At 67.8% G+C, this 20,791-nt stretch carries 19 protein-coding genes; 9 read left to right on the forward strand and 10 right to left on the reverse strand.

Annotated features, from left to right (window positions below):
• Positions 1-87 precede the first annotated feature (87 nt).
• The 6 genes from KF871_RS08090 (at position 88) to KF871_RS08115 (ending at position 6,113) form a co-directional block, all read left to right on the forward strand.
• Positions 88-2,292 carry a TonB-dependent siderophore receptor gene (locus KF871_RS08090; protein WP_291140443.1) on the forward strand — a complete coding sequence of 735 codons (2,205 nt, stop codon included), beginning with the start codon at positions 88-90 and terminating at the stop codon, positions 2,290-2,292.
• A 7-nt stretch (positions 2,293-2,299) separates the two neighbouring features.
• Positions 2,300-2,986, forward strand: a complete 687-nt coding sequence (locus KF871_RS08095; protein WP_291140445.1) for a Fe2+-dependent dioxygenase — start codon at positions 2,300-2,302, stop codon at positions 2,984-2,986.
• On the forward strand, positions 2,983-4,065 hold the full coding sequence (locus KF871_RS08100; RefSeq protein WP_291140447.1) for an alpha-hydroxy acid oxidase: 1,083 nt from the start codon (positions 2,983-2,985) through the stop codon (positions 4,063-4,065). The genes KF871_RS08095 and KF871_RS08100 overlap by 4 nt, the downstream gene beginning before the upstream one ends.
• A 188-nt stretch (positions 4,066-4,253) precedes the next feature.
• On the forward strand, positions 4,254-4,937 hold the full coding sequence (locus KF871_RS08105) for an energy transducer TonB (RefSeq protein ID WP_291140449.1): 684 nt from the start codon (positions 4,254-4,256) through the stop codon (positions 4,935-4,937).
• A gap of 19 nt (positions 4,938-4,956) precedes the next feature.
• Entirely contained in the window at positions 4,957-5,691 is a 735-nt protein-coding gene (locus KF871_RS08110) for a MotA/TolQ/ExbB proton channel family protein (protein ID WP_291140451.1), read from the forward strand.
• 11 nt (positions 5,692-5,702) lie between these two features.
• Complete coding sequence (locus KF871_RS08115; protein WP_291140453.1) at positions 5,703-6,113, forward strand: biopolymer transporter ExbD; 411 nt, start codon at positions 5,703-5,705, stop codon at positions 6,111-6,113.
• Between the two features lie 123 nt (positions 6,114-6,236).
• On the opposite strand, the gene KF871_RS08120 is transcribed toward KF871_RS08115, so the two are convergent.
• Positions 6,237-6,644, reverse strand: a complete 408-nt coding sequence (locus KF871_RS08120) for a heme-binding protein (RefSeq protein WP_291140455.1) — start codon at positions 6,642-6,644, stop codon at positions 6,237-6,239.
• Positions 6,645-6,823: 179 nt separating this feature from the next.
• Between KF871_RS08120 and KF871_RS08125 the strand changes: the two genes are divergently transcribed.
• Together KF871_RS08125 and KF871_RS08130 are read left to right on the forward strand one after the other, a co-directional pair.
• The gene (locus KF871_RS08125; protein WP_291140458.1) at positions 6,824-7,522 is read left to right on the forward strand and encodes a Bax inhibitor-1/YccA family protein; all 699 of its coding nucleotides are present in this window, start codon (positions 6,824-6,826) and stop codon (positions 7,520-7,522) included.
• Between the two features lie 109 nt (positions 7,523-7,631).
• Positions 7,632-7,946, forward strand: coding sequence for a hypothetical protein (locus tag KF871_RS08130; protein ID WP_291140461.1), 315 nt, complete (start codon positions 7,632-7,634; stop codon positions 7,944-7,946).
• Positions 7,947-7,964: 18 nt separating this feature from the next.
• Here KF871_RS08130 and rlmD read toward each other — a convergent pair whose 3' ends face one another.
• The 5 genes from rlmD to surE form a co-directional block, all read right to left on the reverse strand.
• Positions 7,965-9,371 (reverse strand): 23S rRNA (uracil(1939)-C(5))-methyltransferase RlmD, encoded by a 1,407-nt coding sequence (rlmD, locus tag KF871_RS08135; protein ID WP_291140464.1) that lies wholly within the window; start codon positions 9,369-9,371, stop codon positions 7,965-7,967.
• Between the two features lie 221 nt (positions 9,372-9,592).
• Positions 9,593-10,378 (reverse strand): 3'-5' exonuclease, encoded by a 786-nt coding sequence (locus tag KF871_RS08140; protein ID WP_291140467.1) that lies wholly within the window; start codon positions 10,376-10,378, stop codon positions 9,593-9,595.
• A gap of 89 nt (positions 10,379-10,467) precedes the next feature.
• Complete coding sequence (locus tag KF871_RS08145; protein WP_291140470.1) at positions 10,468-11,382, reverse strand: peptidoglycan DD-metalloendopeptidase family protein; 915 nt, start codon at positions 11,380-11,382, stop codon at positions 10,468-10,470.
• A gap of 83 nt (positions 11,383-11,465) precedes the next feature.
• A complete protein-coding gene (locus KF871_RS08150; RefSeq protein WP_291140472.1) occupies positions 11,466-12,158 on the reverse strand; it encodes a protein-L-isoaspartate(D-aspartate) O-methyltransferase in 693 nt (230 codons plus the stop codon).
• A 77-nt stretch (positions 12,159-12,235) separates the two neighbouring features.
• On the reverse strand, positions 12,236-13,018 hold the full coding sequence (gene surE / locus KF871_RS08155; RefSeq protein WP_291140475.1) for a 5'/3'-nucleotidase SurE: 783 nt from the start codon (positions 13,016-13,018) through the stop codon (positions 12,236-12,238).
• A gap of 119 nt (positions 13,019-13,137) precedes the next feature.
• On the opposite strand from surE, the gene KF871_RS08160 reads away from it, so the two are divergent.
• Entirely contained in the window at positions 13,138-14,124 is a 987-nt protein-coding gene (locus KF871_RS08160) for an NADPH:quinone oxidoreductase family protein (protein ID WP_291140478.1), read from the forward strand.
• Between the two features lie 13 nt (positions 14,125-14,137).
• On the opposite strand, the gene KF871_RS08165 is transcribed toward KF871_RS08160, so the two are convergent.
• The 4 genes from KF871_RS08165 to KF871_RS08180 form a co-directional block, all read right to left on the reverse strand.
• Entirely contained in the window at positions 14,138-15,601 is a 1,464-nt protein-coding gene (locus KF871_RS08165) for an efflux transporter outer membrane subunit (RefSeq protein WP_291140481.1), read from the reverse strand.
• A complete protein-coding gene (locus KF871_RS08170) occupies positions 15,594-18,833 on the reverse strand; it encodes an efflux RND transporter permease subunit (RefSeq protein ID WP_291140483.1) in 3,240 nt (1,079 codons plus the stop codon). The genes KF871_RS08165 and KF871_RS08170 overlap by 8 nt, the downstream gene beginning before the upstream one ends.
• A gap of 12 nt (positions 18,834-18,845) precedes the next feature.
• The gene (locus KF871_RS08175) at positions 18,846-20,030 is read right to left on the reverse strand and encodes an efflux RND transporter periplasmic adaptor subunit (protein WP_291140487.1); all 1,185 of its coding nucleotides are present in this window, start codon (positions 20,028-20,030) and stop codon (positions 18,846-18,848) included.
• A gap of 158 nt (positions 20,031-20,188) precedes the next feature.
• Positions 20,189-20,686, reverse strand: coding sequence for a c-type cytochrome (locus KF871_RS08180; protein WP_291140490.1), 498 nt, complete (start codon positions 20,684-20,686; stop codon positions 20,189-20,191).
• Positions 20,687-20,791 lie beyond the last annotated feature (105 nt).

Genomic DNA, 20,791 nt, shown 5'->3' on the forward strand with positions numbered 1-20,791 from the left:
CCAGCCACAGCCCGTCCAAGCCCCACAACGCAGGGGCGCCAACGCAGGCGCTGCAGCCAGCCAACGTTTCAACCTTGCTGCACTGCCATGCCTCAACACCCTCTCAAGCCCCTGCCGCTGGGCGCCGCTCTACTGGCCAGCTCTCTGACCGCCTCCCCCGCCTTTGCCCAATCTGCCGCTCCCGCCAACACGCCCACGCTGGGCACGGTCGAGGTGCGCGATCAGGTCATCGGCACCGACTCGAAGAGCACGCTGAAGGCCACGGAGACCAGCATCGGCAAGGGCAAGCAGGCGCTGCGCGACATTCCGCAGTCGGTCACAGTGATGACCGAACGCCTGCTCGACGACCGCAACCTCGACGACTTCCGCGAGGTGCTGCGCACCACCGCCGGCGTGACCTTCCAGGCCGGTGAAACCGGCGAGGAAGACATCCGTCTGCGCGGCTTCTCACTGGGCCAGGCCGGCGACATCTATGTCGACGGCATGCGCGACGCGCCGCTGATCGAGCGCGACACCTTCAACCTCGACCGCGTCGAGGTCCTCAAAGGCTCGGCCTCGATGCTGTTCGGCAAAGGTTCCACCGGCGGCGTGGTCAACCAGGTGAGCAAGCAACCCTTCCTGATGGACCAGCACGAGGTCAACACCACCATCGGCACCGGCAAGGAAGTGCGCCTGACTGGCGACTTCAACATCAAGACCGGCGAGGACTCCGCCTTGCGCATCAACGCCATGGTGCAGAACGCCGACAACAAGGGTGCCACCGACAACAAGCGCGGCATCGCCCCGACCTATCGCTGGGGCATTGGCCTCAAGGACGAGTTCTCGGTGGGGCTGTACTACCTCGAGACCGACGGCAACCCCGGCTACAACCATCCCTGGTTCCAGCAGTCCATCGGTGGCGGCTTCAACAAGATCATTGAATCGCTGCCGGCCGAGAATTTCTATGGCCTGGCCAGCGACTACAACCGCACCCAGACCACCGCGGCCACATTCAGTCACACGCACCGCTTCGATCAGGACAGCGAGCTCAAGACCACCGTTCGCCATGGGCAGTACGAGCGCGAGCTCTGGGCCAGCGTGATCCGCTTCGCCGGTGGCACGACGTTCGAGAACCTGAACCCGTCGACGGTCATCACCCGCACACCCAAGGGCCGCGTCGGCTACAGCGACCTGACCCAGGTGCAAAGCGACTACAGCACCGCCTTCGATGCCATGGGCATGAAGCACAAGCTGCTGGCTGGCGTGGACTTCAACTACGAGCACGCGCTGCGCAACCAGAACTTCGCCGGCACGGCCTCGGGCCTGACCACCACGGTCGGCACACCCAACGACGGCGCCTGGCGCGCCGACACCCGTGGCGACCCGGCGCTGACGCACTTCGACGCACGAACCATCGGTTTCTACGCGCAGGACACCATGGCGCTGAGCGAAGCACTAAAGCTGGTCACCGGCCTGCGCTTCGACCGCTTCAACGCCAGCTACACGGACCCTTCCGGCAATCACTTCTCCGTTAGCGAGAACCTGTGGAGCCCACGCGTGGGCCTGCTGTTCCAGCCCAGCAGCACGGCGTCGTACTACGCGTCCTTCGGCACCTCGTACAACACCTCGGGCGATACCTATCAGTACGCGCTGGGCAGCTTCGCGTCCGGCAGCAACAACGCCAAGAACGCCAACACGCCGCCAGAGAAAAGCCGCAACTTCGAAATCGGCGCAAAGTGGGACCTGTTCGAGAACCGCGCCTTGTTCGGCGTGGCCGTGTTCCACTCCGAGAAGTACAACGAGCGCAACACCGACCCGGACACCGCCGCCACACAGCAACTGCTGTCGGGCAAGCGCTTCGCACGCGGCATGGAGTTCAACCTGGCCGGGCGCATCACGCCCGCCTGGGAGATCTTCTACAACCACACGTGGATCCCGAGCGCGCGCATCACGCAGAGCAACCAGACCCTGGCCGCCAGTGGCGGCGGCGCGCAGGTACAAGGCGATCGCCCCGGGCTGACCCCCAAGCACAGCGCCAGCCTGTGGACCGCCTACCGGCTGACCCCGAGCTGGCGCGTGGGCGCGGGCCTGAATTTCCGCAGCGAGCAGTCGCCAGAAGGTGCGCGCAATGTCATCGCCGACAGTTTCGTCACGCTCGACGCCATGGCCGAGTACGTGATCAGCGATCGCCACACACTCAAGCTCAACGTCACCAACCTCACCGACAAGCTGTACGCCGACGGCCTGTACCGCGGCTTCTACCAGCCCGGCGCACCGCGCAAGGTGCAGCTGACGCTCACCTCGCTGTTCTGACCTGCCCATGCTGCTTCGTCTCACCTCCCTGCTCTCCCCCGACGAACTCACCCAGGCGCGCGCGCTGCTCGACAACGACGCGCCCTGGATCGACGGCGGCGCGAGTGCGGGTGCGCAGGCGCAGCAGCGCAAGCACAACCAGCAAATCGCCAGTGACAGCGAGCACAGCCGCCGGCTGCAGTCGCTGGTGCTGGCGGCCCTGCAGCGCGAGCCGATGTTCCTGTCGGCCGCGCTGCCCAAACGCATCTTCCCGCCGCGCTTCAACCGCTACCGCGCCAGCGGCGAGCACTACGGCGCACACATCGACAACGCCATCCTCAAGGCTGCGGAGCCTGGCCAGTGGCTGCGCGCTGACCTGTCCTGCACGGTGTTCCTGGCCGATGCCGGCAGCTACGACGGCGGCGAGCTGGTGATCCACGACCGCCTGGGCGTGCAACGCATCAAGCTCGACGCGGGCGACGCCCTGCTCTACCCCGCCGGTCTGCTGCACGAGGTTCTGCCGGTCACGCGCGGTGAGCGCCTGGCGAGCTTTCTCTGGGTCGAAAGCCTGGTGCCGCAGGAGGCGCACCGCCAGATCCTGTTCGATCTGGACATGAACCTGGTGGCGCTGCGCGCACGCCATGGCGAAAGCGACGAGACGGTGGGGCTCACCGGCGTCTATCACAACCTGCTTCGGCAATGGGCCACCCCATGACCCCCGACAACGACGCCCTGCCGGCCTGGCACGCCTGGCTTGAAGGCGGCGCGGGCGACGAAGTCACGCTGCGTGACAACGAAGCCGCCTGGCAAGACCTGCGATTGCGACCGCGCGTGTTGCACTCGCTGGCCGGCAGCCAGCTGCGCACGACGCTCGGCGATCGGGCGCTGCCCCACCCGCTGTTCATGGCACCCATGGCGCACCAGGCGGCCCTGCACCCACAGGGTGAAAGCGCCAGCGCACTCGCCGCCGCAGCGCTGGGTGCGGGCTATGTGCTGAGCTGCCAGGCCAGCACACCACTCGAGGACATTGCCAGGCTGGTGCTGGCCGACAGCGGCCGCGGCCCTTTGTGGTTCCAGTTGCACTGGCTGGGTTCGCGCAACGCCACCCTGGCGCTGATCCAGCGCGCAGCGGCGGCCGGCTTCGAAGCGGCGGTCCTCACGCTCGACGCGCCAGTGCAAGGGTTTCGCGACCGCGAACGGGCAAGTGGCTTCGTCCTGCCCGCTGGCGTGTCGTCGGTCAATCTCACCGATCGCCCGGTGCCAACCTCACTGTCTGCGCTGCTGGCCCAGGCGCCAACCTGGCACGACCTGGCCTGGCTGACCCAGCACAGCCCCCTGCCCGTCTGGGCCAAGGGCATCCTGCACCCTGGCGATGCCGTGCTGGCCGCCGAGCACGGCGCCAGCGGGCTGATCGTCTCCAACCACGGCGCACGCCAACTGGACACGGTGCTGGCCACCGCCCAGGCGCTGCCCGACATCGTGGCCGCCAACGCGGGCCGATTGCCGTTGGTGGTGGACGGCGGCGTGCGGCGAGGCACCGACGTGCTCAAGGCGCTGGCCCTGGGAGCCGATGCGGTGATGCTGGGTCGCCCCCTGGCGCGCGCGTTGGCCACCGATGGCGCGCAGGGCGTGGCCCGCGCGCTGCGGCAACTGGTGGATGAGCTCCACATCGCGCTGGCGCTGTGTGGCCTGACCCAACCTGGCCAAGCGCGTAGTGCGCATCTGGCCGGCGACCTGTTTGCGCCAAAATCTGCAGCAGCTTTTGTAAATGCGAAGAATTCGCGTTTAGAATAACAACCGCTACTTGCACCGTCCCCACAATGGCCGCCCTGATCTCCCTCGCCCTCGGTGTCGTGCTGATCCTGATCGCCGTGCGATGGGTGCTGCACCGCTGACCCGTGTTCACTTCGAGAAGCCAGGCCCCGACCGATACCATGACCGCTTTGCGCGCCGACGCGGCCTCACCGTCCCTACCCTCCCCCATGCCTTCGCACCTGCAACGCCGCCTGAGCATCGTGGCCGCCGTGGTCGGTCTGCACGTGGCCGGCGTGTGGGCGCTGCAAAGCGGCCTGCTGCGCCGCGCCATGGAGATCGTGATTCCGGTGCAGGTGATGGCCGACCTGATCGAAGCGCCCCAACCCGAGCCACCACCGCCCGCGCCGCCGGCGCCACCCGAGCCCCGGCAGGCGACGCCCAAGCCCCCGGCGCCCAAACCGCGCCCAGCGCCACCACCACCGAAGCCGCTGCCAGTGGCCACCACATCGCCCGAGCCCTCGCCCATGCAGGCCGCACCCGCGGAGCCCACGCCTGCGCCGGTCGAACCCGTGGTGGCGGCCCCCGTTGCGCCACCCGCCCCACCGGCGCCGCCGGCACCGCCCGCGGTGGTGGAGCCCATCAGCAACGCGGACTACCTGAACAACCCCAAGCCCGCCTACCCGGCCATGTCGCGCCGCCTGGTCGAAGAAGGACGTGTGCTGCTGCGCGTGTTCATCGAAACCGACGGCCGTCCCACACGCATCAACGTGCTGCGCAGCAGCGGCTTCGAGCGCCTGGACAGGGCCGCCACGGAGACCGTCATGCAGTGGCGGTTCGTGCCAGGCAAACGTGGCGGCGTGCCCGAGGCCATGTGGGTCAACGTACCGGTCGATTTCAAGCTCAACAAGTAACGCTCTTCAACACACCACCATGACCAACGATTTCGCCACCTCGGGCCTGGCCCATGTCTGGACCCAGGGCGACTGGGTCACCCGCAGCGTCGCCCTGGTGCTGCTGGCCATGTCGCTGACCACTTGGATCATCATCCTCTGGAAGGCGCTGGACCTGCGCGCGCAACGCAAGCAGGCGCGCGGCGTCGAAGGCTTCTGGCACAGCAACGACTTTGCCGAGGCCCTGGACAAGCTGGGCGACGCCGAGGCCAACCCCTTCCGTGCCGCGGCGCTGGAAGGCCGCGAGGCGGCACGCCACATCACCCAAAAGGACGGCGCCGCGCGCCCGCAGTTGCACGACAGCCTGGACGTGAGCGACTGGATCGAGCGCTCGCTGCGCAAGAGCGTCGATGACTTCACCGCCCGTGCGCAAAGCGGCCTGTCCGTGCTGGCCTCGGTGGCCTCCACCGCACCCTTTGTCGGCCTGTTCGGCACGGTCTGGGGCATCTACCACGCGCTGCTGGGCATTGGCGCTGCGGGCCAGGTCAGCATCGATCAAGTGGCCGGCCCGATCGGCGAGGCACTCATCATGACGGCGCTGGGTCTGCTGGTGGCCATTCCCGCCGTGCTGGGCTACAACGCCCTGGTGCGCGGCAACAAAGGGGTGCTGCACCACCTCAACCGCTTTGCCCACGACCTCCACGCCTACTTCGTGACCGGCGCGCGCGTGAGCATCGGCGGCGATGGCAAGGTGCTGCCCATGAAGCGCGGCTGACGGAGGCAATCATGGCCATTGGCACGCAAGACACCAGCGACGAGGTCATGAGCGAGATCAACATGATCCCGTTCATCGACGTGATGCTGGTGCTGCTCATCATCTTCATCATCACCGTGCCCGTCATCAAGCATGCGGTCAACGTCGAGTTGCCGCAGGCCAGTGTCGAGAAGGTGCAGGACAAGCCCGAAAACATCCACCTGGCGGTGGATGCCGACGGCCAGTACTTCTGGAACGAACAGCAGGTTGACGACCGGGTCTTCGCCGAGCGCCTGGCAGCGGCCGCGCTGCAGGAGCCGCAGCCCGAGCTGCACATCCGCGGCGACAAGGCGGTGCGCTACGAACGTGTGGCGCTGGCCATGGCGGCCGCGCAGAAGGCCGGCCTGCGCAAGATTGGTTTCATCACCGAGCCCGCACCCTGACCGGGCGGGTTCACACGGTTCTCCATCGTGGGGCGACCCGGGGAAGCCCGCTTCCCCGAGCGTCGTTTTTGGCCAGCCAGGGCGGTGCACTCACCGCCGATAGCCAGGCATTTTTTCCGCGAATCAGAGACCGATGGCCGCGATGCCGGCGCGCGCGATCTGCGCATCCTCGACCGACTTGACGCCGCTCACGCCCACCGCGCCAATGCACTGCCCGTCCTTGACGATGGGCACACCGCCCTCAAGCATGCCCTGCAGGTGCGGCGCGCTCAGGAACGACATGCGGCCCTGGTTGATCACGTCCTCATAGACCTTGCTCTCGCGCCGGCCCATGGCCGCCGTGTTGGCCTTGGCCGGGGCGATGTGGGCCGACACCGGCGGCGCGCCGTCCAGGCGCTGCAGCCACAGCAGGTGCCCGCCGGCGTCGACGATGGCGATGGTCACGGCCCATTGGTTGGCCAGGGCTTCTTTCTCGGCCGCCTCGGCGATCTTCCTGACGTCGGCTGCTTCAAGCTGGTGCGTTGATTTCATGAACTTTTCCTGAGATTGGGGAACAAACGGCCTTGAAAGCCCGACGATACAGCGGCGATTGCAGACGGAACAGTCACAACTGTCGCCACCTGCACCCGGATGGCTGAGCGCCGTGCCTTCGCAAACCGGCACCCCGTGCCACAATGGCCGCGTCTTTCAGACCCAAGGAGATTCCAACGATGACCGACCACGTGCAAACCAGCGGACGCTTTGGCGCCGCCGTGTCTTCCACCAACGCACAGCGCAACCGCGTGCTGCGCAACACCTACTGGCTGCTGGCCCTGTCGATGGTGCCCACCGTGCTGGGTGCCTGGGTGGGACTGGCCACGGGCATCACCGCCAGCCTGGGCGGCGGCCTCGGATTGATCGTGTTCCTGGGTGGCGCATTCGCCTTCATGTTCGCGATCGAGAAGACCAAGAACTCGGCCGCCGGCGTGCCCGTGCTGCTGGCCTTCACCTTCTTCATGGGCCTGATGCTCTCGCGTCTGCTGGCCATGGTGCTGGGCTTCTCCAACGGCGCGAGCCTGATCATGACGGCCTTCGGTGGCACCGCAGCGGTGTTCTTCGGCATGGCCTCGCTCTCGAGCGTGATCAAGCGCGACCTGTCGAGCATGGGCAAGTTCCTGTTCATCGGCGCCATCCTGATCGTGGTCGCCGCCATCGCCAACGTGTTCATCCAGTCCAGCGCGCTGATGATCACCGTGTCGGTGCTGGCCGTGGGTGTGTTCTCCGCCTTCATCCTGTACGACCTCAAGCGCGTGCAGGACGGCGAAGAAACCAACTACATCACCGCCACCCTGAGCGTGTACCTGAGCCTGTTCAACGTGTTCCAGAACCTGCTGGTTCTGCTGGGCGTGTTCGGCGGCAACAGCGACTGAGTGGTTTCACCCAGCGAAAACCAGGGGGCCTACGGGCCCCTTTTTCATGCGCGGGTGTCAAGTTCGGGTCGAACCAGCCGAAAAGCTCTGCAAACACCCCACATCCATCATGCGCCGCACCACCCTGCTCCTCCTCGCCGTTGCCAGCGTCGTGCTGGCCGGCTGTGACGCGCTCGGCATCGAGACCGCCACCGCGGTGGCGGCCCGCAAGGAGGCCGAGGGCAAGGCCATCGGCAGCGCCTGCCGGCACGCGGTGCGCAGCATCGAATCCTGCTTCCAGTCGAACACCCGCGCCAGCAAGGCGGCCGTGTTTGCGGGCTGGCGCGAGATGGACCAATACATGCGCGACAACAATGTCGTCGGCATGCCGTCCGAGGAAGCGCCTGTCGAGGGCGACAAGGCCGCCCACGGCGAGAAGTCCTGACCGCGGCGCCGGGCGCGCTCAGGCGGACGCGTCGGCCAGCTCGAACACCGCCATGCTCTCCACGTGCGCCGTGTGCGGGAACATGTTCACCGCTCCTGCGGCCACGCACCGATACCCCGCCTGATGCACCAGCAAGCCCGCGTCGCGCGCCAGCGTGGCCGGGTTGCAGCTCACGTAAACAATGCGTCGCGGCGGCGTCCAAGCGCCACGCAGCTCAGGCGTCTGGTGCAGGTCGGCCAGCGCCTTGGCCAGCGCGAAGGCGCCCTCACGGGGAGGATCCACCAGCCATTTGTCGGCCACCCCATCCGCCACCAGCATCTCGGGGGTCATCTCGAACAGGTTGCGCGCCACAAAAGCCGTGGACGCCAGCGGTTGCGCCCGGCCAGCCTGGTTGAGTGCCAGGTTCTCGCGCGAGCGCGCCACCAGGGTCTCGCTGCCCTCGATGCCCAGCACCTCGCCCGCTGTGGTGGCAATGGGCAGGGTGAAGTTGCCCAGGCCGCAGAACCAGTCGATGACCCGCTCGCTGGCCTTGGCATCCAGCAGCCGCAGCGCACGCGTCACCAGCACGCGGTTGATGGCCGGGTTGACCTGGGTGAAATCGGTGGGCTTGAACGGCATGGTGATGCCGAACTCGGGCAATGCGTAGCTCAGCGGCTCGCCACCCTCGTCGAGCAGGCGAACGGTGTCGGGGCCTTTGGACTGCAACCACCATTGCACCGCGTGCCGCTGGGCGAACGCGCGCAGGCGAGCGAGGTCGTCCTCACTCAAGGGCTCCAGGTGGCGCAACACCAGCGCAGTAACGGTGTCGCCGCAGGCCAGTTCGATCTGCGGGCAGGTTTCGCGCGCGTCCATGCCGAAAATCAGCTCGCGCAAGGGCATCAGCATCGCGCTCACGTGAGGCGGCAGCACCGGGCAGACCTTCATGTCGGCCACGTAGCGGCTCTTGCGTTCGTGAAAGCCGATCAGCACCTCGCCCTTTTTGTGCACGTGCCGCACCGACAGGCGAGCCCGGTAGCGGTAGCCCCAGGTGGGCCCTTCGATCGGGCGCAGCAGCGTCTCGGGCCTAACCTTGCCCAGGTGCCAGAGGTTGTCTTCGAGCACGCGCTGCTTGATGGCCACCTGCGCCGCCGGGTGCAGGTGCTGCATCTTGCAGCCGCCGCAGGCGCCAGCGTGCAAACCGAAGTTGGGGCAGCCCGGACGCACCCGCTGCGAGGACTCGCGGTGGACGGCGGTGGTGGTGCCGGCCTCCCAGTTGTTCTTCTTGCGGTGGATGGAGACACTGACCTGCTCGAACGGCAGCGCACCTTCAATGAAGACAACCTTGCCGTCGGCGCGGTGGGCAATGCCCTGGGCTTCGATGTCGAGGGATTCGACGGCCAGCGAGCCGTCGGGAAAGGCGGGGATTGTCTGGACTTCAGCGGACATGCCGCGATTGTCTCAGGCCCCTGGACCTCAACCCGCGCAGCGTGAGGGCGCAGCCGATCCGCCGCCGGGCCGCCCCAAGGCGGATCAGCCACCGAGGGGCTGAGCCCCGCGGCTCCAAGCCTGCCTGCGCAGGCTTGGACGGGCGAAGAAGGGCTGGCTCCGGCAGCCCTGCGGCCTGCAAGGCCTCGCGACCCGCGCAGCGGCGGAGCGTGGGGGCCATTTCACATCCAAGCGGCCAGGTATTCCTGCCAGTGCGGCTCGTTGGGCGCCAGGTTGCCCAGCGTTTCTTTCACGAAGTCGATTTCCTGCGCGTACTCGGCAGGGGTGAAGCCACCACGCATCTGCTGGAAGCGGCAGTACATGAGGTAGGTGTTCATCACATCCGTCTCGCAATAGCGGCGGATCTCTTCGGTCTGCCCGGCCAGGTACTGCGCGTACACCTGCGAGCCGTCCATGCCCAGCTTGCCAGGGAATCCACAAAGTTTGGCCATGGCGTCCAGAGGCGCATTGTTCTTGGGCGAGTACATGGCCAGCAGGTCCATCAGGTCCAGGTGGCGCATGTGGTATCGACCGATGTAGTTGTTCCACTTGAACTCGCGGTCGTCTTCGCCCATGTCCCAGTACTTGTTGGCCTCGACGCCGTGGCGCAGGCCGCGGTAGTGCAGCACCGGCAGGTCAAAGCCGCCACCGTTCCAGCTGACGAGCTGGGGTACGTGCTTTTCGACCGCGTGGAAGAACTGTTGCACCACCTTGCCTTCGCTCGCACCGTCGCGGTCCACGAACGAATGGATGCGCAGGCCTTCGGCATTGCGGAATACGCAGCTGATCACCAGCACACGCTGCAGGTGCAACGGCATGAAGTCGCTCTGCCCCTTTTCCTTGCGTTCGGCCAGCCAGGCGTCGTAGACCTGCGCATCGCTGACGTCGCTGGTCGCGCCGCGCAGGCTGCGCAGCCCGTCGATGTCCGGAATGGACTCGATGTCAAAGACGAGGACCGGCCAGGACATGGGCGTTCAGCGTTGAGGGTTGAGCGTTTGGCATGAGCAGGTCGTCGGCGCTGATCGCTCAGCGCCCAACCCCCAACGCAAAACGCCCATCACCGCTTGGGCAGGTAGGACAGCGGGTCGACCGGCTTGCCGAGACGACGCACCTCGAAGTGCAGCTTCACGCGGTCGGCGTCGCTGCTGCCCATTTCGGCGATCTTTTGCCCCTGTCGCACGGCCTGGTCCTCGCGCACCAGCAAGGCCTGGTTGTGGGCGTAGGCCGTGAGGTAGGTGTTGTTGTGCTTGAGGATGATCAGGTTGCCATAGCCGCGCAGACCGGCGCCCGCATAGACCACGCGGCCATCGGCGGCAGCCACCACCGGGTCGCCAACCTTGCCGGCAATGCTTACGCCCTTGTTGGTGTTCTCGTCGAAATTGGCGATCACCTGCCCGCTGGCTGGCCAGACGAATTGCACCTCGTCACCCGCAGCCACAGGGGCAGGCGCCGGTGCGGGGGCAGGCGCCGGTGACGGTGCCGCCGCAGGGGCGGTCGCCACAGGGCTGGTTTCGGTCAACGGCCGTGCCGTGACCCCACCAGAGGTGATCGGTGCCGTCACCGGGCCATTGGGCACGGCGGCGACAGCCGGTGCGGGCGCGGGCACGGCTGCACCGTTCGGCGGCGCCACGCGAAGCAGTTGGCCGACCTCGATCGCGTTCGGGTTGGGCAGGTTGTTCCAGGCGGCCACATCGCGCCAGTCCTGACCGGCGTTGAGCGCAATGCGGTACAGCGTGTCGCCCGGTTGGACGGTGATGTAGCCCACCTTGGGTTGGCTCTCACCGGGGGCCGGTGCGGCCGAAATCGGGCGGGAGGTGCCGCGGTCTTCCACGGGGGCGGGACGCGCCACGCGGGTCGCGCAACCTGCGCTCACCAGCAACGCAGCGCCCAGCAGCGACCACGTCAACGCCCTGCCTGCCGTCCATCCCTGTTGCCCGGCCTCAGCCGGGTCATGCAAAGCCAAAGGGTTCATGAAGATTCCACCGTTGTCTGCGAGCCGCCCGTCGGGGCGACTCCAAATCCATACACGCTCATCGCCGGCAAAGGCGGGGACCGTCATGCGAGGCCCGATTTTAGGGGCACGAAAAGAACGGCCTCGAGCTCGGTGCGCACGATGCCGCGCGCGGTCTTGTCCACCACCACCAGGTTCTGCCGACCACCGGCCGTGACAGCCGGCGCCACCAAGCGCCCGCCCACCGCGAGCTGGTCGATCCAGGCTTCGGGCAGATCGTTCCCACCGGCCGCGGCAATGATGGCAGCGTAGGGTGCACCTTGTGTGAAGCCAAGCATGCCATCACCCAGGATGAGGTGCAGGTTGGGCACCCGCAAAGGGCGCAGGTTCTCGCGCGCCTTCTCGTGCAGGCTGCGGATGCGTTCGATGCTGTAGACCTCGCGCGCCACCTGGCTGAGCACCGCGGCCTGGTAGCCGCAGCCGGTACCGATCTCCAGCACGCGACCCAGGGGCGCCGACGGCGCCTGGCACAGCAGCTCCACCATGCGGGCGACCACGCTCGGCTTGCTGATGGTCTGGCCCTGTCCGATCGGCAGGCTGGTGTCTTCATAGGCCTGGTTGACCAGCGCGGTATCGACAAAGCGGTGGCGCTCGACCGCCAGCATGGCCGCCACCACACCCGGATGCGAGATGCCCTGGGCCTGCAGTTTGCGCACCATGGCCGCGCGCACCGCCGAGGATTCCATGCCCACCCCGCTGGGCGTCGGCCGGTGCGGAGCCTGGGTCGCTTTAGCCAACCGCGCCGGCGCGGGGGCCGGCGTCCCGGCCGGCAGCCGCGCAGGAAACGCCGGACGGGGCTTGGGCGCTGGCGGTTTCAAGCGCCGCCTCCGGACAAAGACGCCGCGGTGGGCGCCCAGTAGGGCAAGCGATCGTGATCGGTGAGGTCCACCTGCAAGGGCGTGATGGTGGCAAAGCCTTGCAGCGCGGCATGGAAATCGGTGCCATCCACGTCGTCGCGCGCCGGCCCGGCGCCGCCGATCCAGAACATGGTCTCCCCGCGCGGGCTTTCCTGGCGGATCACGGGCTCCGCTGCGTGACGGCGCCCCAGTCTGGTGACCTTGAAGCCCTTGATCTGCGCCAGCGGCAGGCAGGGAATGTTGACGTTGAGCAACCAGGGCTCCTGGCGCCGTTGCGCCTCGGGCAGCGACGGCAACAACTGCTGCACAAGCTCGGCCGCCTTGGCTGCCGCCACGTCGAGGTGCTTCCAGCCCTTCTCCGTCTGCGAGAAGGCGATCGCCGGAATGCCGAACAGATAGCCTTCCATCGCGGCACCCACGGTGCCCGAGTAGATCGTGTCGTCGCCCATGTTGGCGCCGTTGTTGATGCCCGATACCACCAGGTCGGGTCGGTAGCCGAGCAACCCGGTCAGCGCAATGTGCACGCAATCGGCCGGTGTGCCGTTCACATAGCGGAATCCGTTGGCCGCCTGGTGCACGTAAAGCGGCGAATGCAGCGTCAGTGCGTTGCTCTTGGCGCTGTTGTTGTGTTCGGGCGCCACCACCTCGACCTCGACATCGGGCAGGGCTTTGAGTGCGTCGTGCAGGGCCACGATGCCCGGCGCCTGAAAGCCGTCGTCGTTGGCGATGAGGATCTTCATGGCCGGAATTCTAGGAGGCCATGGCGGTCACCCTCGGGACAATTCGCGGGCGTGCCCTCTGAGCAGAACCGGAGTGCCTGCCTATCATGCTCGCCAACCCCAGTACCGGAGACAAAAGCATGCATGCCTGGCTGTGTGAGAACCCCGTGGGCGTCGACGCCCTGCAATGGAAAGAACTGCCCACGCCCACCCCAGCGGCGGGGCAGGTGTTGATCCGCATCGAAGCGGCCAGCCTGAACTTTCCCGACCTGCTCATCGTGCAAAACAAGTACCAGATGAAGCCGCCCCTGCCCTTTGTGCCCGGCAGCGAGTACGCCGGCGTCATCGAAGCGGTGGGCGAAGGCGTGCAGCACCTCAAGGTCGGTCAGTCGGTGGCCTGCCTGAGCGGCACCGGCGGCTTCGGCACCCACACGCTGGCGCCGGCTGCGCTGTGCATGCCCCTGCCGCCGGGTTTTCCGGCGGTCGACGCGGCGGCGTTCATCATGATCTACGCCACCTCGTACCACGCGCTGATCGATCGCGCGCAACTCAAGGCCGGCGAGACGGTGCTCATCCTCGGTGCCGCCGGTGGGGTGGGCACGGCCGCCATCCAGCTGGCCAAAGCCGCGGGCGCCCGCGTCATCGCCGCCGCCTCCACCGACGACAAGTGCGCGCTGTGCACCAAGCTCGGCGCCGACGCCACCATCAACTACAGCACCCACACGCCACAGGCGGGGCTGCGCGACGAGATCAAGCGCCTCACAGACGGCAAGGGCCCCGACGTGATCTACGACCCGGTGGGGGGTGATTTCGCCGAGCCGGCGTTTCGCTCCATCGCCTGGCGCGGGCGCTACCTGGTGGTGGGCTTCGCCAGCGGCCCCATCCCGGCACTGCCGCTGAACCTGCCGCTGCTCAAGGGCGCGAGCATCGTCGGCGTGTTCTGGGGCGACTTCGCCAAGCGCGAGCCCAAGGCCAACGCCGCCATGATGCAGACCCTGGCCGGCATGTACGCCAAGGGCGAGATCAAGCCCCTGGTGGAGCAGACCCTGCCCATGGCCGACCTGCCCAAGGCCTACGCGATCATGGGTGCGCGTTCGGTCAAGGGCAAGCTGGTGCTGGTGAACTGAACGTCAGCGTCGATCAGCGCGCGGCCTGCGTGCTGACCGATGGCGTCCAGCCCCCTCCGATCGCGCGGTACACCGCCACCAGCGACGCCGCCGTGTCCACCTGCGCCTGCACCAGCTGGTCGCGGATGGCCAGCACCTCGCGCTCGGCCTGCAGCACGGTCTGGAAGTCGGTGACGCCGCCCTCGAAGCGCGCGCGCGCCAGTTGCGCGGCTTCGTCGGCGTGGCGCGCGGCTTCCTGCAATCGCTCGCTGCGCTGCGTGTTGCGGTTGAAGGCGCTGAACGCGCCCTCGGTCTCTTCCAGCGCCAGTGCCACGGTCTGCTCGAACACCACCAGGCGCTGGGTCGTGCGCGCCTCGCTGGCGGCGATGCGCGAGCGGATGGTGCCGAAGTCGAACGGCGTCCAGGACACCCCGATGCCTACGGCATAACGTGCTGCGTCGCTGGTGAACAGGTCGCCCAGGCGCGCTGCGTTGAAACCCAGCAGGCCCGACAGGCTCAGGCGCGGATACAGCTCGCTGCGCGCGATGCCGATGCCCGCCGTCGCCGCCGCCAGCTGGCGCTCGGCCACGGCCACATCGGGCCGGCGCTGCAGCCATTGCTCGGGCGTGCCCAACGGCAGCGTCGCCAGGTCGGTGACGGGCAGCGTCGGCATGGGCTGCGGCGTCGCCAGGTTGCCCAGCACCTGCCGCGGCGATTGCGCCGTCAGCGTGGCCAGGCGCAAAGCCGTGGTTTCAATCTGCGTCTGCAGCGCAGGCAACACCGCTTCGGTGCTGGCCACCAGCGCACGGGCGCCGGCCACGTCGAGCTGGCGTGCCCGACCGGCCTCCAGCCGCGCCTCGGTGATACGCAGCGACTCGCGCTGGTTCGCCAGATTGGCCTCGGTCACGCGTTGGCGCTCCTGCAGGCCCCGCAAGGCCAGGTAGTTGCGCGCCACCTCGGCCGCCACAGCCGTTTGCGCAGCATGCACACCGGCCTCGCTGGCGCTGACCTGTGCGGCCGCGGCCTCGCGGGTGCGGCGCACACCACCGAACAGGTCGATCTCCCAGCCGGCGATGAAGTTGGCGTCGAAGCTGTTGCTGGTGCGCGCGCTGCGCGATGCGCCAGGCTGCTGGGTCTGCGGCGCCACCGATCGCTGCGCGTTGCCCTCAATGCCCACACCCGGCAGGGCCGAGGCGTCGGCCTCGCCTTGCAGCGCGCGGGCTTCCTGCAGCCGGGCCTGCGCCAGGCGCACATCGGTGTTGGCCGCCACGGCGCGCTCGATCAATGCATTGAGCACCGGGTCGTTGAAGCCGCGCCAGAACTGCGCGATGTCATCGGCCGGCGCCTGGGCGTTGGTGCCACTGGCGCCGGCATTGATGAAGCTGGCGTCCAGGGGCGTGGCCGGCTTCTGGTAGTCGGGGCCCACGGCGGCGCAACCGGCCAATGACACCACCACCAGCGCGGCCAGCGCCAGGGAGCTGAGTCGGATGTCAAGCATGGCGGGTCTCCTGTGCGGGCGCGGCGTCGTCCTGGCCGAGGCGGTGTGCCCGGCGCGAACGCAGCAGCGCGTAGAACACCGGCGTCATGAAGATGCCGAACAGGGTCACGCCCACCATGCCCGAGAACACCGCGATGCCCATCGCGCGCCGCATCTCGCTGCCGGCGCCACTGCCCAGAATCAGCGGAATCACGCCGGCGCAGAAGGCGATCGAGGTCATCAGGATCGGGCGCAGTCGCATGCGGCAGGCATGCACGATGGCGTCGTAGAGCTTCTCGCCACGCTCTTCGAGGTCTTTGGCGAACTCGACGATCAGGATGGCGTTCTTGCAGGCCAGCCCCACCAGCACCACCAGCGCCACCTGCGTGAAGATGTTGAGGTCGCCCGGCTGCATGAAGGGTGGGAAGCTCGATAGCCACACGCCGAACAGCGCCGAGAGAATGCCCATGGGCACGATCAGCACGATCACCAGCGGCAGGCTCCAGCTTTCGTACTGCGCGGCCAGCACCAGGATCACCAGCAGCACCGAGATGGCCAGCACGGCGGCCAGCACCGGCAGCGTGATGTGCGTACCCGGGATGGTGAAGTCGCGCGTCAGTCGGTCCTGGTAGCTCAGCTCGGTCCACTCGTAGGTCATGCCGCGCGGCAGCGTGCGCTGCAGCAGCGCCTCGATCTCGCCTTCGGCCTGGCTCGACGAAAAGCCCGGGTTGGGTGCGCCGTTGATGTCGGCCGAGGGGTAGCCGTTGTAGCGCGTCACCCGCGTCGGCCCGAAGGTTGGCTCCACCGTCATCAGCGCGCCCAGCGGCACCATCTCGCCCGCCGCGTTGCGGGTCTTGAGGTTGGTGATAGCCTCGGCGTCGGCGCGGAACGGCGCGTCGGCCTGCACCACCACCTGGTAGGTCTTGCCGAAGCGGGTGAAGTCGTTGACGTACAGCGAGCCCAGGTTCACCTGCATGGTGTCGTAGATGTCGGCCAGGTTGATGCCCATCTGCTTGGCGCGCGTGCGGTCCACGTTGGCAAAGAGCTGCGGCACGTTGATGTCGTAGCTCGAGAACGGCGTACCGACCGACGACTTCGGATTGCCATAGACCTGGCCCAGCGTGCCCCAGACGGCGCCATACAGCGCCTGCTCGCCCAGGCCCGCGCGGTCCTGCACCTGCAGCTTGAAGCCACCCGCGTTGCCCAGGCCGTCGACCGCCGGCGGCGGCACCACGAACATGCGCGCGCCCTGGATTTGCTGGATGGCGCCATTGACCTTGCCCAGGATCGCGAACTTGCTGAGCTCGGGCGAGGTGCGCTCCTCGAACGGCGCCAGGCCAAAGAACACGATGCCTTCGTTCGGCGCGGCCGAGAAGCCCGCGATCGACAGGCCCGGGAAGGCCACCGAGTCGACGATGCCCGGCACCTTGAGCGCGATGTCGCTCATCTCGCGGATGACGGCGTCGGTGCGGTCAATCGAGGCGCCTGCGGGCAATTGCGCAATGCCGATCAGGTACTGCTTGTCGGGTGCCGGCACAAAGCCCGACGGGATGCGCGCAAACAGCAGCCCGGCCGCACCCAGCAGCACCGCATAGACCACCAGCGACACCGTCTTGTGGCGCACGATGGAGCCCACACGACGGCCATAGCCTTCGCTGCCGCGGTGGAACACGCGGTCGAACCAGCGGAAGAAAGGCCCGAAGACCTTGTCCATCAGGCGCGTAAGCCTGTCGGGCGACACGTTGTGCGGGTGCAGCAGCAGCGCCGACAGCGCCGGGCTCAGTGTGAGCGAGTTGAAGGCCGAGATCACCGTGCTGATGGCGATGGTGACGGCGAACTGCTTGTAGAACTGCCCGGTGAGGCCGGGCACGAAAGCCAGCGGCACGAACACCGCGCACAGCACCAGCGCAATGGCAATGATGGGCCCCGACACCTCGCGCATGGCCTTGATGGTGGCGTCACGTGGCGACAGGCCTTCCTCGATGTTGCGCTCCACGTTCTCGACCACCACGATCGCGTCGTCCACCACGATGCCGATGGCCAGCACCAGCCCGAACAGCGTGAGCGTGTTGATCGAATAGCCCAGCAGCAGCAGGAAGGCAAACGTGCCCACGATGGACACCGGCACCGCCAGCAGCGGGATCAACGAAGCGCGCCAGGTCTGCAGGAACACCACCACCACCAGCACCACCAGCGCCACGGCCTCAAGCAACGTGGCCACCACCTTCTCGATCGAGGTCTGCACGAAGCGCGTGGGGTCGTAGACGATGTCGTACTCGACACCCGGCGGGAAGCTTTGCGACAGCCGGTCCATGGTCTCGCGCACGCTGTTGGACAGCGCCAGCGCGTTCGAGCCCGGGGCCTGGAAGACGGCGATGGCCGCGGCCTCCTTGTTGTTGAGCAGACTGCGCAGCGCGTAAGTGCCCGCGGCCAGTTCCACCCGGCCGATGTCGCGCACGCGGATCAGGCCACCGGTGGCCGGGTCGGCGCGCACGATGATGTCGGCGAACTCCTGCTCGGTGGTCAGGCGGCCCTGCGTGTTGACCGCGAGCTGGAACTCGGTGCCTTTGGGCGCAGGCGGCGCACCCACGGTGCCGGCCGCCACCTGGGCGTTCTGCTCACGGATGGCGCCCACCACCTCGGCGGTGGTGAGGTTGCGCGCAGCCAGCTTGCCCGGGTCGAGCCACACGCGCATGGCGTAGTCGCCCGCACCGAACAGGATGACCGAGCCCATGCCCGGCAGGCGCAGCAGATCGTCGCGCACGTTCATCTGGCCGTAGTTGCGCAGGTACAGCGCGTCGCGGCTGTTGTCCGGGCTGAGCAGGTGCACCACCATGGTCAGGTTGGGGCTGCTCTTCTCGGTCGTCACGCCGATCTGGCGAACGATGTCGGGCAGGCGCGGCAGCGCGCGGTTGATGCGGTTCTGCACCGCGGTCTCGGCCGCTTCGGGGCTGGTGCCGATCTTGAAGGTGACGGTCAGCGTCATGCCGCCGTCGGCCGTGGCCTGCGAGTCGTAATACAGCAAGTTCTCGATGCCGCTGATCTGCTCCTCCAGCGGCGTGGCCACGGTCTCGCTGATCACGCGCGGGTTGGCACCCGGGTACTGGGCGCGCACCACGATCTGCGGCGGCGCCACCTCGGGGTACTCGGACAGCGGCAGCTGAAAGATGGCCAGCGTGCCGATGAGGAAGATGAAGATCGACAGCACCGCGGCAAAACGCGGCCGGTCGATGAAGAACCGGGAGATGTCCATGGTGGCGCTCCCTTACTGACCGGGCTGCTGCGCAGCTGCTGCAGAAGCCGGCGGCGGGAAGATGGGCATGCCCTTGTCGTCCACCTTCAGCACCTGCGGCTGCACCGGCACGCCGGGCATGATGCGTTGCAGGCCCTCGACCACCACGTTCTCGCCGGGCTTGACGCTGCCGCCCAGCACCACGCGCATGCCGTCCTGCAGCGCACCGGGTTGCACCACGCGGAACTGCGGCACTCCGCCCTCGCCCACCACCACCACCACCTTGCGGTTCTGGTCGGTGCCAATGGCGCGGTCGGGCACCAGCGTGGCCTCGTAGGGCGCGCTGGTGGTCATGGTCAGGCGCGCGGCCAGACCGGGCACAAAGCGCCCGTCGCGGTTGTCGAAGCTGGCGCGCAGGCGAATGGCGCCGGTCTGCGGGTTCAGGCGGTTGTCGATGAAGTCCAGCGTGCCCTGGTGCGGGTAGCCGTCTTCGTTGGACAGGCCCATGCGCACCACCGGCTTCTGGCTGCCCGAGGCCTTCACACGCAAGAAGGTCTGCTCGCTGCCGTCGAAGCTGGCGTACACCCGGTGGGTGGCGGCGATGGTGGTCAGCACCACCTGCTCATTCACCAGGTTGCCGGCGGTGACGTTGGCACGCGACAGGCGCCCGGCGATCGGCGCACGCACCGCGGTGTAGGCCAGGTTCAGCTTTGCCACACGCAGGGCTGCTTCGGCGGCCTTGATGTCGGCGTCGCTGGTGCGCGCACCGGCGCTGAGCTGGTCGACCTCCTGGCGCGACACGGCGCGGCTGTCGAGCAACTTTTGCGCACGCGCCAGTTCGGTCTTGGCCAGCTCGGCGCGCGACTGCGCCGCCACCAGGGCGGACTCGGCGCGGGCCACCTCGGCCTCGAAGGGTCGGGCGTCGATGCTGAACAGCAAGGCACCGGCGGCCACGCTGGCGCCATCGGTGAAGTGCACCTTCTCGATGGTGCCGCCCACGCGCGGGCGCAACTCCACGAACTCGGCGGCTTCCAGGCGGCCGCTGAAGGTTTCCACGTCGGTGACGCTGCGCTGAACCGCAGGGGCCACGCTGACCGGCATGGCCGGCGGCGGGCCGCCCTGGGCATCGGCGGGGCCACCGCAGGCGGCGAGGAAAGGCAGGGCCAGCGCAAACAGCGCGGCCAGAGCGCCGAGGCGCCCAAGACGATGTGCAGGCATGGGGGTACTCCAGAAATTGCCGACGCCGCAGCCCCCCGGTCGGGGGCGCGGCGTTGCGCGAGCTGCGGATTAAGCCGCAAACAAAAAAAGTCTGCTGACCGTCACATTGGCCGGAGGATTGTGCAAGCCCCGGCGACGTTGAGCGGTCGGCGCATCCCTCATTTGGAGGCCGTTGTGGGCGGCGGCGACGGCCAGCGCACCACCGGCGTCTTCACCGCCACGCCGGGTGGCGCGTAGGCGGGCGCGGGCTGGCCGGCCGGGCCGGCCGCGCGCACAAATGCGTAGATGGCCTTGAGGTCGGTGTCGGACATGTCGCGCAGCGCGAACCAGGGCATGGGCGGACGCATCGGCTGGCGGGCGCGCTCCAGCCACTGGGCTTCGCTCAGCGTCTGCATCACCAGCCGCAGGTTGCTCGGGTAGGTGGTGCCCCACGGCCCTTGCAGACCCATGGCGTCGCCGGTCAACCACTGGGCCTCGGGCGGAGTGGCGCCGGCGCTGGGCGCGTAGCCCGGCGTGTGGCAGTCGTTGCAGCCGGTGGTCTTCACCAGGTAACGGCCCAGATTGACCAGGTCGGTGTCGGCGGGGCGTTGCGGGCCGGCGGCCAGGGCCACGGTGGATGCGAACAGGGCCAGCGCGGCGGCGGCGATGCGGAACATGAACTTCTCCTCGAATGCGATGGAGCGAAGTGTGCTGCGCCGCCTCACCTGCGGTTCGTAAAAGTTCGCTGGGCAAACCTTAAAAGTTTGCTAACCGCGGCCGCG

The organism is Hydrogenophaga sp. (assembly GCF_019635465.1).
GTDB lineage: Bacteria > Pseudomonadota > Gammaproteobacteria > Burkholderiales > Burkholderiaceae_C > Hydrogenophaga.